Below are 15,786 nucleotides of genomic sequence, written 5' to 3'. Positions count from 1 at the left end.
TCATGGTACCATCATCAAACGCAAAAGAAATAAAAACGCTCTATGTTTCAAACCGAAAAGACTGGAGAAAGTGGCTGAAAAATAATTTCGACAAAGAGAAATCCATATGGTTGATATATCCGCATAAAGATTCCGGAAAGCCAAGAATCGTATATAACGACGCTGTTGAGGAAGCACTTTGTTTTGGCTGGATTGACAGCACCATAAAAACGTACGACAAAAACAGCAGCATGCAGCGGTTTACTCCCCGAAATCCCAAAAGCAGTTTTTCGCAACAAAATAAGGAGAGAATAAAGTGGCTGCTGGAAAACAATATGCTACATCCTTCGGTAACGGAAACTGCAAGAAAAATTCAGCAGGAAGAATTTATTTTTCCCGATGATATTTTAGAGCGTTTAAAATCCGACAAGACTGTATGGGAAAACTACAGCAGGTATTCTGATGCTTATAAAAGAATTCGGATTGCTTATGTTGATATCGCGCGAATACGCCCGGAAGAATTTGAAAAAAGGCTCAATAATTTTATCAAAAAAACAAAGGAGAATAAACAAATCGGGTTTGGTGGAATTGATAAATATTTCTGATCAAACCTGTCAATTGTTACAAACTCTCAAAATACCCATCCAGATAATCCAGTCGGTTTTTTGTCCAGTTTTGAATGTATTCCTGTTCTTCCTGCATGTTCAGATTCTGATTCCATATTTTATTTTCCATCTGAATAATATCTGAGGAAATCAGCTTATAAAAAGATGAATCAAAAACAGCATTCAAATTTACTTCGTTGAAGCTGTTCTGCCGCAGATAAAACCACCTGTTTTTCAATTTTGAAATAAAATTGCCGGGATTTGTCTCAAATAATCTTTGGAACAAACGATTCGACAACACTGAATTGTATCCCATTCGTGTCCCGTCGTAAACCAGCCCCCAACTGCCATCCAAATCCCAGGGAATAATTGTAAAAGGAGCTTGTTTATTTTCTTTGTAGAGGAAAATGTTTTTCCCGGTGTTATCGATTGCGGATGTTAAGTTCAAAAACAAGTAATAATCGATAAAATTATCAATGTCAATAAGTTCTGAAATATCATTTTTAAAACTTTCGTCGCTGGAATTGACCGCTACCTCGTATAGTTTATTCAAAGGTTCCCAGTTGATTTTTTCCTTATAATAGGGTATCTTTTGCTCCCACCCATTCCAGAATCGATTACGCGAAACTTTTGAATCGTATGTTTCGAACCGCGTAGCACCGTCTGCCCAATCATACGCTTTGTATAAAACAGCCTCATTTCCGGCAGATAAAAATGCCTGATTTAAATTATCGGAGAAAATATACAATCCCCAAAACCTGTTATTCATAAACAACTCTACCGGGCGGGGGTGAATTCCGATATGTTTCGAATCATCATTTTCCTTCCCGTTTTTTAAGTCCTTCCATATTTCAAAAGAAACCATATTCCTGATGCGGGCAGGATCGACAATAGCGCCATTCAAAATCCAATCATTGTTCCGACCAAAGTTTAACAGCGAAGTTGAATATTCACTCGTACTATTCATGTTTTTCCACAAGGTAAATCCAAACGATTTTTTATCGAATCCGCGTGAAAAAGTCCCGCGATGTTCAATCCCTGCAAATGATAAAAAATCAGTTGTTTCTTCCGGATCTGAAATATGTATTCGAACCAAGGTTTTGGGTTCATCATAAATTTCAGAATCATAAATTACCTGAACAATCGGCGATGTTGTAAATACAAATTCAAACTCACGCGACTTATTCCCGTTTTTAATAACAACAATGTTGGTTGCGCCTGCTTCCATATCTCCCAGCTGATTTACTTTGTTGTTTTGCAGCTTCAGGCCGTTAAAATATAATTCCGATTTTTCCTTAAATTCAACTAAAGGAGAAAAACCGGAAACCGAATCCTTTGAAATGGAATATCGAATCAGATTTAATTCGGTATCAGCATAACAACTTTTACCATCGAGTTTAATAAGCGGGGCAATTTGCAAATCAGATGTCGGCGTTGTGTCAAAAACAATTTCGCTCCTATAACACCCCGTTACAAAAATCACTAAAAAATATATGACCCATTTCTTTCTCACCGGCTATAAACTGATTTTATACACTACTTTCAAAATAAAACAGGTACACGGATTTTTAGTGTTTAACTCATGATCAAGGCCGGCAGCCAAATCAAATTCACCAAAGCCGGTCGAAATATCATCACCGATAAAGATTCTGTATTTGTCAAAAAAAGGCTCTCTCGACTTTTTGCTTAACCTGAATATTTCTGCCGATGAATAAAAGCGGTGATTATCGTTTAACTCCCATCCGATTTTTATACGATTTCTGAAAGTTGTTTCATAATAATGCAGATGAGGATCAAAAACTCCCGAGCCGTAAAATTCCTTTTGATATTTAAACCGGTAGTATAACTTGGTTTTTGGACTGAGTTTTCCGTCGTAGCCCAGATAAAAATCATACCGGTAATCATTTTCAACAATGTCGTTGTAATGTCTGTTTTTTGTATAACGACCGGCTGCCCCCAGCGTAAAATTTTTGTTGATTTTGTACTCAAGTTCCAGTTCTGTGATGTAATCGTCAACTTGTGTAAAATCTTTAAACAACCGCAGATGCTGGCCAGCCGATAAATACAAACCTTTAACTATCTTCTTTTCGAGTTTTACTTCTGTCCACAAATTTAAATCACGTACCGTCTTTTCTTCCTGTGCCGAAGAAAAAACATACAATAAAAGCAGGCAAAAAAGTAAGTTTAATTTTATGTTAAAGTGCCGGAAGCCAAGTTTCATATAAAACTAAAAAATAAATATGCTTACAAATATACCGAAAGAAAAAATCGTTACAAAAAACACTTTGTTGTTGTGTGTGTTTCTATTCTTTTAAGGTTAGCCGGTATACATTTGTCTCTCTTTTCCGAAAACCTAATTGCTGATACAGTTGATTTGCCGCCACCCGTTCGGGAGTAGATGTTAAATTAATCTGGCTTATACCTTTGCCGGAAACAAATGCAATGGCAAACGCTGTCAGCTTTTTTCCAACTCCTTTGCCTCTTGCTGACTCATCCACAACCACATCCTCAATCCAGGCTTTATTACCGGTTGGAATTCTATTCAGAACCACCGTTAAAGTGCCAATAATATCTTCTTCTTCGGCTAAAAAAATCATGGTGTTATCTGAATTGATCAGTGCTTCAAGGTCAGATTTTGAAGGAATTGGGCTATCAGGCGAAAGTTGTGGAATTAACTTGCTAAAAGCATTTACAATGTTTTCAGTAATATGCGTTGCTTTATATATTTTCATGTGTTTTATTTACTTTTTCATTTTTTAGTTCCACCGCTGATTTTTTCATTGATACTTTTTCTTATAAATTTTGGTAAGCATCGGTTGCAATTTTGTGTCAGCGAAGTTGGGCTTTTTTTTAACGCCCTGAAATTTTTAGAGCCGGTTTTTAATGCTTAATCCCAAAACAAAAATATCAAATCCATATGCATGATACAACAATGACTATTTATAAACTGAACAACTAACATCCCTAAATATCAAACTTTAGTTTATATTCTTTTGCCGGCAACGAATAAAACAAGTTGAATTTTATATTTTTACAAAAAAAGACAAGGCACCTGCAAGCTAAATCCCGCAAGCGTTGTAACGGAAAATGTTGACAAAAAAAGAAATAAATATTTTGACTTTTGTTCTTTTCGCGGATAATGTAAGAGTTTGTTTTACATCAAGATATAAAGCAGGTCAATATAAATACTGCAATGAAACAAGCAAATATTGATATTTACATATAAGATGATATTAAAATTACATATGGATTCCACGAGTGACCGTACTAAATAGACAATGTAAACGAATGAAAAACAAAATTACAACTTTGGCAGTCATCCTTTTTGTACTGGCAGGCTGCAGGCAATCTGACACACAGGATGTTCTTATCTCAATTGACCCGACAGCAACTTATCCTGAGATGGAGCTGATTCTTCAGGATTTTATGGATGTAGAATACATCCCGTTGGAAACGAATGATAAATTTGTTACTCAGGGGGTTGTAATGGCAATAGGCGAGCAATTTATATTAACAAAAAACTGGAGCAACGATGGGAATATCTTTGTTTTTGACAGAAAAACAGGTAAAGCATTAAGAAAGATAAACAGAATGGGCAAAGGTCCTGAAGAATATGGTCATTTAACTGATATTGTTCTGGATGAAGAGAACAATCAACTATTTATCAATTGTTTTTCAACGAAAAAGATATTGGTGTATGACTTGTTTGGCAACTTCAAACGAAGTTTTAACCATGCGGAAAACATCAGGTATGTAAATGTATTCAATTATGATACGGACAATCTGATTTGTTACAACGAGCTGACGTTATACAAAGATGGCGGGAACAAAGGGAATGATTCTTTCCATATGATTATATCAAAACAAGATGGGAGTGTTACCCGGAATATTTCAATTCCTTTTGATGTGATTAAAACACCGGCTGTACAGGAAGGAGATGGGTTTGCAGCAACTTTTGTGCCCCCGTTAATTCCATATCAGAACAATTGGCTGCTTGTTGAAACATCCTCTGATACCGTTTATAACTATATCGCTAAGGAAAATAAACTAATCCCCTTTCTTGTAAAAAAAACCACTACAAATCCTGAAATATTTCTTACGATGGGGGCCCTTACCGACCGTTTTTATTTTATGAAAACCGTAAAAAAAATATTTGACTTTACAACAGGAAGAGGATTTCCGATCAACGATTTAATGTACGACAGGCAGGAAAATGCTGTATTTAAACCGGCTGTACTCAATGGAGATTTTGTTAAAAGAAAAACAGTAGATATGACTTCACACCCGTTAAATAGTGAAATTGCGGCCTTCCAAAACCTGGAAGCCTTCCAACTTGCCGAAGCTTATAAAAATGATGAATTAAAGGGCAAATTAAAGGAAATTGCAGCTGGCCTGAACGAGGAATCAAATCCTGTAATCATGCTAATGAAATATAAGAAATAAAGCAGGGATAAAGTAAAACGAGCAGGAGTAAATCCACCTTCCCCCGGAAACTTCTGTTGAGACGGATTGCAGATTTTTTAAAATTAAGTATAAATCTGTCAAACTATTTTAGCGAATTACACGGTTTTTAGAAGACAATCTGACGGTTGATACATGTTATCGGGGCGGATTTCGGAGAGCTTTCCTGTTCGTCAGAACTGAACGACGATGCGAGAATCCGCAATTGGCGTACTACCGAACCCGTTATTTCTTATACCACGTGCTACCACCAGTTTTTATTTTTCATTTTCAATTATTACCAATCTTGGATATTTTTCCCTAATATTTTTATGCTCAATTTCACTATCTATTTCATTAAATAAACAACCAACAGTTTCAAGAGAATATTTATCTCTTAATGAGTCAATTGTTGAATAAACTACATTCTTTACTTCGATGTATTCTTGAACACTCATTCCATCTTTTAACAGTAGTTTTATAAAAGTGTACTCAGCACTCTCCATTTTTGCACTAATACTATTTGAATTTATATTGTCTTTGGTATTAATTTGAAAATTATGTTTGTCGATGAATTTAATATGTATTGAATCGTTTGCAAAAAATACATAGTCAAAGAATGAAAAATATTGAGAACCGTATCTTTTATGTTGTTTAAATGATGGCTTAACTACAAAAGCAATCTCCCGAAACAAACCTGTTGTTTTCCTAAGAATTGGTTCCAACCTTTTAACTTCAAAATCTTTATCAACAAATAATCTCAAGGTTACAAGAGGTTTTTCGACCTCGTCAAACTTGTCAAGAGCAGATTGAAAATCGTTTTTTATACTCCCAATATCAGTTTGATTTTCATCTAGTTCCAGCTCTAAGGAATCGTTCTTTGTTGCAACAAGAAGAGTAACAACAAGATTTTGCTTTGCAATAAATTGAGGATTTTCGAAATAAGGTACGTTTATTTGAAAACCTTTGGAATTAATATAAAAGTCAGTCGCATTGTTAAAGGAAGTTTGTTTAAATCTCATCAACGTGTCTCCCACGAATAATTCTAAACCGTCGGAGTGGAAGTTATATTCAAAGATAATTATTGAATCTTTAATGTTTATTGGAGACAAAATTATTTGATTTTTTCCCTGAAACAAATAGGTGAAAGTATCGATGCCTAAGATATTCTCAAAAATTAAAGTGTCACTTTTAATATAAATTAAATGATCCAGTTCTTCAGTTGAGAAATAGTATCCATCATTTAAATTGTTTTTCTCAGAACAGGATATTAGTCCGAAACAACTGATTAAAAATAATATCGATAGTATTTGCTTCATCTTCAAAATAGTTGGTAACAGTTAATACATGTTGTCGGAGGAATTTTGAAAAAGAAATTCAGCCAGCCCCTAAAAAAGCGAGCGAAAGGTCTGACTTATCAGTCACGTCCTGTCAAACGCTGCGCTGCCTAATCGGGATATAAATCCTAATAATCAAACCATTACATACAAACTACTCAAAAAAAATGTTGTGATCTGCGCTCAATTTTTGATGAATCTTGATGTGCCCATAATAATCCCGTCATTATCCTTCAATTTTGCAATATAAGTACCAACAGGAAAATCAGAAATATCAATTGTTATTTTTGTGTGCAAAACATCGTTGTAATATAGTTTTTTACCTTGAACATCGAAAACCTCAAGCACAGTTGCTTTTCTCCCGAAATCTTCAAAATCAATATTTATTAAATTTTGGGATGGATTTGGATAAATTACAAATGAATTAATTGATTCTGTTGTCATTGTAGATGAAGTATTATCCGATACTTCGTTTTTAAAGATAAATGCAACAAATTCACCATCATTGTCACTAAAAATATACTCATTTACGATAAGGAACAACTCTCCAGACACATTTGCATCAAAAGTAATTTCTTCTCCAACTAAAAACGGAGTACCACTTTCTCCAATTTTTCCTAATAGAGCAACTTGAGGAAAATCTTCACTTACATAACTTGATTTTCCAAGAACTCCCAAACCCGTAGGATTACAATAATTAATGTTTGAGTTATATTTTACGAAACCATTTGCAACAATTGAAATTTTATCTCCTGAGGCAATATGATATCCAGACGCAGTCCAAGAACTATTTGTACCCTCAACTTCAACTTTGTCTGTATAATGCAAATAAGACTTTTTGAAAATATCCTGGGAATAAGAAATAATTGTCATTAAGGAAAGTCCAATAATAAATGTAATTTTTTTCATGATAATTTAAATTTAAAAGTTAGTATTTAATGTAAGTATAATGATCTTATTGGATCGGATCGGTTCCACCAACTTAACTACAGTACGCAAAGGACTAAAAAAATGCCGATTCTTTACTTCCCGGCACACTATGTTGCGGAGCGGAATCGGAGAGCGTTCACGTCCGGACCGAGCTGCGATGGGAGAATCCAGCAAGGACATAGCACGAATCCCGCAAGGCAATTTGCAATTTCGGGTGGATAGACCAACTTTTTTGAGATCTATGTTTTCAGAAAGGCCATGGATAATCATCTTAAGAAGTGTTTTGGAACGATTCATTTTGAGGTGGGTTTATGGGTGGCACAACAGGTTTAGTTCATGAGTTACTGATTTTTTGTGCATTAAAAATAACAATCATTTATTTCAAAACCAAGGAGTTTCTTCCTGTTCCGCAAAATTTGGCACGGGGGATGCTTATTTTGTAGAAAACTGTTCAATGTGCCGTCATTAGCGGATTTTGAAAGCTTCGGAAAGAGGGATAGGACGATCCTGGCGCGGGATACAGTGATTCTATCCCTGGCTACAATGATTATATCCAGGGATAGCGTGATGATATCCCGGTTTTTCGTCATAAAACAGCAGTTTTTGTTGCAAAAAACAGGGATAGGATGATCATATCCCGGGCTACAACGATCATATCCAAGGATAGGATGATCATATCTCAAGATAGAATGACCGTATCCCTGGATAGAATGATGCTGTCCTGCATAAAAAGAAGTGTGTAAAATGGAATTGGGACGGAAGCGGAGGAGATAAAAAGGAAGGGGAAAGATTCTGCCTGTCTCGCAACAGACAGAATCCAAAAGAACTGCAGGATTATGCTCTCAACTGACGAAGTTTGTGTACCAGCTCATTGTCTTTGCCCAGCAGGCCTTCAATCAAACTGATAATTGATGATGCATCCTTGTAAGCTGCTTTCAGCGCATTGTTCGACTCGTTTGTGGCTTTAATGGCAGCGGCTTGCGCTTTTTTCTGTTTTCCCTCTGCTTCATCGGCAACGGTTTGTTTTTCTTTTAGCGCAGAAATCCGCTTGCCTGGGTCAAAGCCGGCTTCTGTAAGTGCCGGTTCATTTTGTTGCAAAATCACAATCGTTTGCGAAACAAAATCGCGTTTTTCCTTTTCATTTAAGGTGGTCATGTTTTTAGTTTTTAGGGTTTGTAAGTAATTGAATTAAAAACACCTCTAACGCCGTTGGAAAACAGCGAAGGAGATTTTTATAAAGTCCGTAGAAATTTTACACGCAATGTGCGGCAAAAAAGAAATGTAAGGGTATTTTTTTCATTTTAATTTGATTTTGTTGCAGGGTTTTGTGTATTACTGGTTTGAAGATAGGAAAAGAGAGGCGAAAATGCAATCTTTGCTTTTGCAGAACATATTTTTGCTTGCTTCTTTGTAATGTTAAAAAAGAAAGACAAAAGTAAATTAAAAAAGTTGGCTTAAACTAAACCAGTTGAGCATTAATGTGTTAAATAGATGTAAAACAATTAATCTATATCCATGCCACACAATAATTTACAGTCTGAAAAAAGGTATTTCTTACGTAGAGTTACCGATTTTATAAAAGAATTTAATGCCCTTATTGCAGCACTCATTGTTCTTATAGGAACATTGGGCGTATTTAGAGATAGTATTTTTCCTGCTAAAGTTGAAACTCCTGATGTCGTTAATAAGCCAATCAAAGAAGCGACAGAGATTTTGGAATCTCAGGAACTTAATTATCAAATAAATTATGTAGTTGTCGATAGTGTTAATTCCGATGTGGTGGTTATTCAAAAGCCTGAGCCTAATACAAAAGTTAAATTAGGAGATGAAATTATTCTCCGGGTTTCAAAAAGGAAGGAAAATGAACACAAAACAGAAAGTGATCGTAATTATTACTTAACAGGTGGTGGATGGATTCAGTTAGGGGCCTTTAAAAAAGGATATTGGAAAACATCGAATATTAAATTATCAGATTACAGCATTGTTCCAGATAAATTAGAAGGAAGCACAGTAGTTATCGATATAAATAAGATAAATCTCAGAAAAACACATCCCAATCGCATAACATCCAAACTAAAAGAAGAAGATGTAATAAAACATTTTTTTGGTGAGAAAGGAGATAGTATTCATATTAAACAAGTAAGAATGAATATTGGGTTGCATAAGAATGTTTGGGCAAATGTTGATTTGTATAAAAACAATTAGATTTTTTACGTTCTTTTAATTTTATCAAAAAAGATTTTTTAAAAAAGTATCCGCATAAGATAATAGCACCAGTGCTTGATTAATTAACGAACAAAAGATAATAAATACCTAGCTGTCCTTATATTGCGGAATGGTATCTTTCGACGCAATGTTATCCGCAATAGGGATTCTAAATAAGCCAATATTTTAAATTTAATAATGGATAACCCCCAACCTTTTAATCGTTGCGGTTAACAAAGCATGCCATCTCAGGGGAAAAGGTTGCATCGCTCTATACATTATTATTCAATTCAGGAAAATTCCAAATTTTTTCTATTTTTAGTCTTGATTTACATTCCACCAAACATGAATACATGATGAATCTGTTGAAACAATTCCTCCGTTTTTTAAAAAGGCCCGAAATCGCGCCTCCGGTGGTTTTATCTTTGGGGCAATCGCTTTTACTTTTGATTAAAAACATTCCCGTGTTTTTTCTGTTTATCGTATTTTGTACTTTTCTGCTTATCCCGCTGGCCTTGCTGGATTTGCTTCCCGAACATCCGGGGTATACAATGTCTGAAGTAAAATATATTGTGGTTTGGGCACCGTTTATCGAGGAACTTATTTTCAGGTTGCCTCTGCGGAATTTTTTCAGGAATATGTTTTTTCCATTGGCCATTTTCTTTTATATGGCAGCAAAAACGGCACTTGGAATGCCCTTTGCCATCGTCGTTTCTGCAGTTATTGTTGCCTTACCTTATATCCCCGGATTGATAACCCGCTTTGAAAATTCGGTAAACAACACCATTAAAAAATATTATCCCTTTGTTTTTTACCTTGTGGCCTTGTTGTTTGGGGGTGTACATATTACCAATTTCGACCAGTTGAGTAGCACACAATATTTTTTTACCCCGGTAATTGTATTTTACCAGCTGCTGATGGGATTATACCTGGGATTTCTTCGTGTAAAATTCAAACGGGGAATTGTTTATTCCATACTCATTCATGCCCTTTTTAATTCCATTCCGGTTTTGTTAAAACTGTTGTAAATGTTGTAAAAAAACAGAGCGGAGTGTGCACCGCATACCGGGCAACCATTTTTACCAATCGGTTTATATTGAAGTTAAAACAACATAAACAGGAATAGAAAACCACCACCCTGAAAAAATTCCTATATTTGCATATTTTTTAAAAATCAGTATAGAAAGCCGATTTATATGCGTAATAAGTTTCAGGAATATAAGCAGTTAGATTTATCTCAAATAAACAAGGAAGTTTTACAACGTTGGGAAGCCGATGATACTTTTCATAAAAGTATTTCTACACGTGAAGGGCGCCCTACATTTGTATTTTATGAAGGCCCTCCCTCGGCCAACGGAATGCCGGGTATTCATCATGTGATGGCACGGGCCATTAAAGATATTTTCTGCCGTTACAAAACCATGAAAGGATTTCGTGTGCACCGCAAAGCAGGATGGGATACCCATGGTTTGCCGGTGGAGCTGAGTGTGGAAAAATCGCTGAACATTACCAAGGAAGATATCGGCAAAAAGATTTCGGTTGAAGAGTACAACAACGCCTGCCGCAAAGAGGTGATGAAATATACCCGTGAGTGGGAAGAGTTGACCCGCATAATGGGCTACTGGGTAAACATGGATGACCCCTATGTTACTTTTGATAACCGCTATATTGAAACCGTTTGGTGGTTGCTGAAAAATATTTATAAAAAGGGCTTGTTGTACAAGGGCTATACCATACAACCTTACTCGCCCGCAGCAGGAACCGGTTTGAGTTCGCACGAGCTTAACCAGCCGGGGTGTTACCGCGATGTTAAAGATACCACGGCTGTGGCGCAGTTTAAAGCCATTCGTAACGGGAAATCAGAGTTTTTATATGAGGGAGTAGATACCGACTTGTATTTTCTTGCCTGGACAACTACTCCGTGGACCCTGCCGTCGAACACCGCGCTTTGTGTGGGGCCGGCTATAAAATATGTAAAAATAAAATCGTTTAATCCATATACCGGATTGCCGGTAACGGTTATCCTGGCAAAAGATTTATGCCCTTTGTATTTTAACAAAAAGAACGAAGGCCTGTCTTTTGATGAATACAAACCGGGTGATAAAAATATTCCCTACAAATTACTGGCAGAATATTCCGGTGAAGAACTTGCCGGCGTAGCGTACGAACAACTGATTGAGTGGGTAAAACCAAAAGGAAAAGCTTTTGAGGTAATCACCGGCGATTTTGTGACCATTGAAGACGGTACCGGGATTGTACACATCGCTCCGACTTTTGGTGCCGATGATGACCGTGTGGCAAAACAACATGGCATATCTCCGCTGATTGTAGTGGATGCCGACGGAAAAAACCAGGCACTGGTTGACCGGAAGGGAAGATTCTATCCAACAGCCAACCTCGATCCGGATTTTGTTGCTGACTTTGTGAATGTTGAAAAATACCATGACTTTGCAGGCCGGTCGGTAAAAAACGAATACGACGATAAACTGGATGAAGATGCTCCGACTGTTGACATCGATATTTCGGTCATGTTAAAACAGGAGAACAAAGCGTTTAAAATTGAAAAGCATGTGCACAGCTACCCGCATTGCTGGCGTACCGATAAACCGGTGTTGTATTATCCGTTGGATTCCTGGTTTATAAAAACAACGGCTGTTAAAGATAAAATGGTGGAGTTAAACAACACCATCAATTGGAAGCCCCAAAGTACGGGTACCGGCCGCTTTGGAAACTGGCTGGAAAATCTGGTGGATTGGAACCTGAGCCGCTCCCGTTTCTGGGGGACACCTCTGCCTATCTGGAGAACAGAAGACGGCTCCGAAGAGATTTGTATCGGCTCTGCCGAAGAATTGACAACAGAAATAGAAAAAGCTATCGACGCCGGGTTTATGACTGAAAATCCGTACGAAGGGTTTGAACCGGGGGATAATACGAAGGAGAATTACGATAAAATAGACTTACACAAACCGTATGTAGATAAAGTAGTGCTGGTTTCTCCGGGTGGACAAAAAATGTTCCGTGAACCTGACCTGATTGATGTATGGTTTGATTCCGGATCAATGCCCTATGCCCAACACCACTACCCGTTTGAAGGCCCCCACCTGACCTCCCCCCAGGGGGGAGGAAGTGTTCCAAAGTGGCAAACTGCGAGAGATTCGAGTCACGGTTTGTTAAAGGAGTTGACAAAAAAACAAAAAGAGAATCCAACAGATGCGGAAGTTTTTCTTTGGAATAATTTGAAGGGGAAACAACTGGAATACAAGTTTAGACGACAGCATATTATTGATCAGTTTATTGCAGATTTTGTTTGTTTGGAAAAAAGATTGATCGTTGAAGTTGATGGTGGTTATCACTCATTGCCAGAAGTTCAGGTTTCAGATGAACAACGCACAGAAATATTGAAAAAATTAGGATTCACAGTAATCCGGTTTACCAACGAAGAAGTAATTAACAATATTGACAGTGTCCTTCATGAAATTACCACTGTCCTTAACTCCCTCCCCCTCGGGGAGGGGCTGGGAGGGGCTGGCCTTTTCCCTGCCGATTTTATTGCTGAAGGTGTTGACCAAACACGCGGATGGTTTTTTACATTGCACGCCATTGCTACCATGACGGATGAATCGGTAGCTTTTAAAAACATTATATCCAACGGATTGGTGCTGGATAAAAACGGCAATAAAATGTCGAAGCGTTTAGGGAATGCGGTTGATCCGTTTGCTACAATCGAAAAATACGGTTCCGACCCCTTGCGCTGGTACATGATTACCAATGCACAGCCCTGGGATAATCTGAAATTTGATGTTGCCGGTGTGGAAGAAGTAAAACGGAAGTTTTTTGGAACACTTTATAACACCTACAACTTTTTTGCTTTATACGCCAATGTGGATGATTTTAGCTATGCAGAAAATAAAATCCCGTTGGAGAAACGCCCGGAATTGGATCGCTGGATATTGTCGCTGCTCAACTCATTGATAAAAGAAGCAGGGGAAAGCTACGAAAGTTATGAACCCACCCGGGCAGGGCGGGCCATTTCAGAATTTGTAACTGAAAACCTGAGTAACTGGTTTGTGCGGTTGAGCCGGAAGCGGTTCTGGGGAGGTGAATATTCAGAGGACAAAATCTCTGCTTATCAAACCCTGTATACCTGTTTGGTAAATGTGGCAAAACTGATGTCGCCGATTTCACCGTTTTACGCCGATTTGCTTTATGCCGACTTAAATAAAATAACCGGTCGGGAAGCTGATCAGAGTGTTCATTTAGTCGATTTCCCTGCTTTCGACGAGAAAGTAATCGACAAAGATCTGGAAGAAAAAATGGGAATTGCACAACGCGCTTCCTCCATGATTTTGGCATTGCGCCGGAAGGAAAAGCTGAAAGTGCGCCAGCCGCTTGCAAAAATTATGGTTCCGGTATTAAATCCGCATTTTCGCGATCAGTTTAACGCGGTAAAAGATATCATTTTAACCGAAGTTAACGTAAAAGACGTTGAATATCTGGAGGATACAACGGGTATCATAAAAAAGAAGATAAAACCCAATTTTAAAACGCTTGGGCCAAAATACGGGAAACTGATGAAACAGATTGCAGGAGCGGTAAATCAATTTAATCAAACCGATATTTCGGAGCTGGAAAGCAATGGAGGTATAGAAATCTCAGTGGGTGAAGAGAAAATTGTACTCACAAAAGAAGATGTTGAAATACAAACAGAAGATATTCAGGGGTGGACACTGGCAACCGAAGGTCAGATGACCATTGCGCTGGATATCAATGTGACAGAAGAACTGAAACTGGAAGGAATTGCCCGTGAGTTCATCAACAAAATTCAGAATTTACGAAAAGAAAGCAATTTTGAAGTAACTGACAGAATAAATCTTGTGATTGAAAAGCACGAAAAAATAAATGATGCCGTTTTAAGTCATAAAGATTATATTTGCACGCAAACTTTGGCGAATGATCTTAAATTGGTTGAAAATTTGGATAATCCTGATGCCAAAGAAGTTGAAATCGACAAGGATGTTGCAACGCAAATTCTTGTAGAAAGATTGAACTAACGATATGTTGTTTGGCCTAAATTAGGTATTAAAAATTTACTAAATTAGGGCACAATAAAAAATCGGGAAGAAATTATTAAACCCTTTTATCATGGGAGAGAAAAACAGATATTCAGATGAAGAGTTAAAGGAATTCAGAGAGCTCATTCAGAAAAAGCTTAAAAAAGCTCAGGAAGATTATGAGATGTACAGAAATTCCATTACTCTTGGCGACGGGAATGATACGCAGGACACTTCGCCAACCTTCAAAGTATTGGAAGAAGGAGCTGCTACATTGTCAAAAGAAGAAGCCGGGAAACTGGCACAACGTCAACTAAAATTTATTCAGCACTTGCAGGCTGCTTTGGTTCGCATTGAAAATAAAACATATGGTATTTGTCGTGAAACCGGAAAGCTGATTTCCAAAGAGAGGTTGCGTGCCGTGCCACATGCTACATTAAGTATTGATGCAAAAAACAGCCAGAAGTAATTTATAAATTACAATAATATTTAAGTTTTGCTCTTCGGAATATTCAATGATTTGAAAAATCCGGGAGCTTTTTTATTTGATTAAGATGAATTTTTCACGACGCAGCAAATCATTGTCTATAATATTTTTAATTCTGATTGTTGATCAGATTCTGAAAATTTGGATAAAAACAAGCATGTCTCTTGGCGATGAAATTGTGATTTTTAAAAATTGGTTTATTCTTCATTTTGTCGAAAATAACGGAATGGCCTTTGGTTTTGAATTTGCCGGTGAATACGGGAAAATGTTTTTAAGCGTTTTCCGGATTTTAGCGGTCGTTGCCATTGGCTGGTATTTGTCAAAATTATACAGGCAGAAAGAAATTCCTTTTGGATTTATTGCAAGTATTTCTCTTATTCTGGCGGGAGCTGTTGGCAATATTATCGATAGTTTGTTTTACGGAATGATATTTAACCACAGTTACGGTCAGGTAGCAACTTTGTTCCCCGACGGTGGCGGATATTCCAGCTTTTTGCATGGTAGGGTGGTGGATATGTTTTATTTTCCGCTGTTTAGCGGTACCTATCCCAACTGGTTGCCTGTTGTAGGTGGAAACGACTATTTGTTTTTCAGACCGGTTTTTAATATTGCTGATTCTGCTATAACAGTTGGAATTTTTTCGATACTAATTTTTTACCGCAAATATTTTAATAAACTGGATGAGAAACCGGTTTCCGAAGAAGAAGATACATCAAAAACAGAAGAGGCTAAAGTAGAAAACTAAACGTTTT

The 15,786-nt window shown here is 37.1% G+C and carries 13 protein-coding genes; 7 read left to right on the top strand and 6 right to left on the bottom strand.

The window, feature by feature from the left end; translation table 11 throughout:
* Window positions 1–2 precede the first annotated feature (2 nt).
* Complete coding sequence (locus K5G00_RS08590; RefSeq protein ID WP_238765727.1) at window positions 3–584, top strand: YdeI/OmpD-associated family protein; 582 nt, start codon at window positions 3–5, stop codon at window positions 582–584.
* A 16-nt stretch (window positions 585–600) separates the two neighbouring features.
* Here K5G00_RS08590 and K5G00_RS08585 read toward each other — a convergent pair whose 3' ends face one another.
* From K5G00_RS08585 to K5G00_RS08575, 3 genes are all read right to left on the bottom strand, one after another.
* The gene (locus K5G00_RS08585; RefSeq protein ID WP_238765726.1) at window positions 601–2,097 is read right to left on the bottom strand and encodes a CotH kinase family protein; all 1,497 of its coding nucleotides are present in this window, start codon (window positions 2,095–2,097) and stop codon (window positions 601–603) included.
* 3 nt (window positions 2,098–2,100) lie between these two features.
* A complete protein-coding gene (locus K5G00_RS08580; protein WP_238765725.1) occupies window positions 2,101–2,805 on the bottom strand; it encodes a DUF2490 domain-containing protein in 705 nt (234 codons plus the stop codon).
* Window positions 2,806–2,887: 82 nt separating this feature from the next.
* A complete protein-coding gene (locus K5G00_RS08575) occupies window positions 2,888–3,316 on the bottom strand; it encodes a GNAT family N-acetyltransferase (protein ID WP_238765724.1) in 429 nt (142 codons plus the stop codon).
* 556 nt (window positions 3,317–3,872) lie between these two features.
* Between K5G00_RS08575 and K5G00_RS08570 the strand changes: the two genes are divergently transcribed.
* On the top strand, window positions 3,873–5,027 hold the full coding sequence (locus K5G00_RS08570) for a 6-bladed beta-propeller (protein ID WP_238765723.1): 1,155 nt from the start codon (window positions 3,873–3,875) through the stop codon (window positions 5,025–5,027).
* Window positions 5,028–5,302: 275 nt separating this feature from the next.
* Here K5G00_RS08570 and K5G00_RS08565 read toward each other — a convergent pair whose 3' ends face one another.
* From K5G00_RS08565 to K5G00_RS08555, 3 genes are all read right to left on the bottom strand, one after another.
* Window positions 5,303–6,343, bottom strand: a complete 1,041-nt coding sequence (locus K5G00_RS08565; protein WP_238765722.1) for a hypothetical protein — start codon at window positions 6,341–6,343, stop codon at window positions 5,303–5,305.
* 201 nt (window positions 6,344–6,544) lie between these two features.
* On the bottom strand, window positions 6,545–7,270 hold the full coding sequence (locus K5G00_RS08560) for a LecA/PA-IL family lectin (RefSeq protein WP_238765721.1): 726 nt from the start codon (window positions 7,268–7,270) through the stop codon (window positions 6,545–6,547).
* 855 nt (window positions 7,271–8,125) lie between these two features.
* Entirely contained in the window at window positions 8,126–8,446 is a 321-nt protein-coding gene (locus tag K5G00_RS08555) for a hypothetical protein (RefSeq protein WP_238765720.1), read from the bottom strand.
* Between the two features lie 360 nt (window positions 8,447–8,806).
* Between K5G00_RS08555 and K5G00_RS08550 the strand changes: the two genes are divergently transcribed.
* The 5 genes from K5G00_RS08550 to K5G00_RS08530 all read left to right on the top strand — a co-directional run bounded on the left by K5G00_RS08550 (window position 8,807) and on the right by K5G00_RS08530 (window position 15,779).
* The gene (locus tag K5G00_RS08550; RefSeq protein WP_238765719.1) at window positions 8,807–9,496 is read left to right on the top strand and encodes a PASTA domain-containing protein; all 690 of its coding nucleotides are present in this window, start codon (window positions 8,807–8,809) and stop codon (window positions 9,494–9,496) included.
* A 353-nt stretch (window positions 9,497–9,849) separates the two neighbouring features.
* A complete protein-coding gene (locus K5G00_RS08545; RefSeq protein ID WP_238765718.1) occupies window positions 9,850–10,524 on the top strand; it encodes a CPBP family glutamic-type intramembrane protease in 675 nt (224 codons plus the stop codon).
* Window positions 10,525–10,692: 168 nt separating this feature from the next.
* Window positions 10,693–14,547 (top strand): isoleucine--tRNA ligase, encoded by a 3,855-nt coding sequence (ileS, locus tag K5G00_RS08540; protein ID WP_238765717.1) that lies wholly within the window; start codon window positions 10,693–10,695, stop codon window positions 14,545–14,547.
* A 91-nt stretch (window positions 14,548–14,638) separates the two neighbouring features.
* Window positions 14,639–15,016 (top strand): TraR/DksA family transcriptional regulator, encoded by a 378-nt coding sequence (locus K5G00_RS08535; RefSeq protein ID WP_158864868.1) that lies wholly within the window; start codon window positions 14,639–14,641, stop codon window positions 15,014–15,016.
* Window positions 15,017–15,101: 85 nt separating this feature from the next.
* The gene (locus tag K5G00_RS08530; protein WP_238765716.1) at window positions 15,102–15,779 is read left to right on the top strand and encodes a lipoprotein signal peptidase; all 678 of its coding nucleotides are present in this window, start codon (window positions 15,102–15,104) and stop codon (window positions 15,777–15,779) included.
* Window positions 15,780–15,786: the final 7 nt, after the last annotated feature.

Origin of the sequence: Maribellus maritimus (assembly GCF_022267315.1) — a bacterium.
GTDB classification, from domain to species: domain Bacteria; phylum Bacteroidota; class Bacteroidia; order Bacteroidales; family Prolixibacteraceae; genus Draconibacterium; species Draconibacterium maritimum.
This window is presented reverse-complemented; position numbering and strand designations above follow the sequence as displayed.